1 protein-coding gene is annotated in these 998 nt (G+C 37.7%); it reads left to right on the forward strand.

The genetic code is table 11. From position 1 onward, the window contains the following. Positions 1 to 172: 172 nt before the first annotated feature. The gene (locus ACFPXP_RS08040; RefSeq protein WP_144521919.1) at positions 173 to 625 is read left to right on the forward strand and encodes a hypothetical protein; all 453 of its coding nucleotides are present in this window, start codon (positions 173 to 175) and stop codon (positions 623 to 625) included. Positions 626 to 998: the final 373 nt, after the last annotated feature.

Here is a 998-nt window from a genome sequence, read left to right on the forward strand (position 1 = left end):
GACTTCACTTCCTCTCGGAGTTTTTGGGTTTGGTCACTTGAAAACTTCTCCAAATTGGGGTGAAGTCCCTTTTTTATCTCTGAAAATCCTTCTGTAACAAGGGCTCAGGTTTCTGCAAAATGCTCATTAAATACAACTCAATCCACACATAAAATAATCAAGGAGGTTAATTTTGAAAATTCCAAAGACAGCCAAAGTTAGTATCCCCTTTCCATCCGTATGGGGGATTGATGCTTCTATTGCGGGGAGATCCATTATTAGAGGTATACTTACCATTGATTCCATTGTAGACAACAAAGTAGTAGGTACAGTTAATTTTCGTGGTATACCTATTCCGATTAATGGGTATTGGGACGAAAGCGCTAAACAAATAAGTTTCGATTCACCATATGCCTCCTTTTTTGGCAACTTGACAATATTTGATGAGACCGCTATAAGCATTCGGCATTTCATTTTAAGTGGACGGTTTATAATGAAACCTCCCTCTTTGCTGGCTGGTGAATACGGAAATTGGATTGCTACAACCTTTACAACCCGTTTGGGACCTCCCATATATACTAATGTTTTACCACCTGCTGGTGCCTTTTCAGTCTCAAGTATGCTCTTGGGACAGCAATTGTTTTAATTAGACCATGACTTTATAAAAACAACCTTCCTTTGTGACTAAGGTTGTTTTTTAAAAGTGTTCTCGAAAAATACAGCCTTGCTTTAAATCTGAGTTTAGCGTATATCTCCGTTAAAATGTACTCGGAACCCTTTGATGATCGTGCCTAGTTAGATAAACAAATATTGATACTTCCTTATAGAAATAGCCTGCTTGGTTAGGTACGTTGTTTCACAATCCCCGGAAATTTTTAATATAAGTAATGAATGAATCAATTTCATAAATCTCATGCCTTGATATGACTGACTTTTTTAGACATAGAAAAAGGAGTACCTCCCCAAATCTCGAATAGGTTAAGCGACTAAACCAACCAATTGAGATGAGGTGAACTCCC

This window comes from Marinicrinis lubricantis, assembly GCF_042658665.1.
GTDB classification, from domain to species: Bacteria; Bacillota; Bacilli; order Paenibacillales; family KCTC-33676; genus Marinicrinis; species Marinicrinis lubricantis.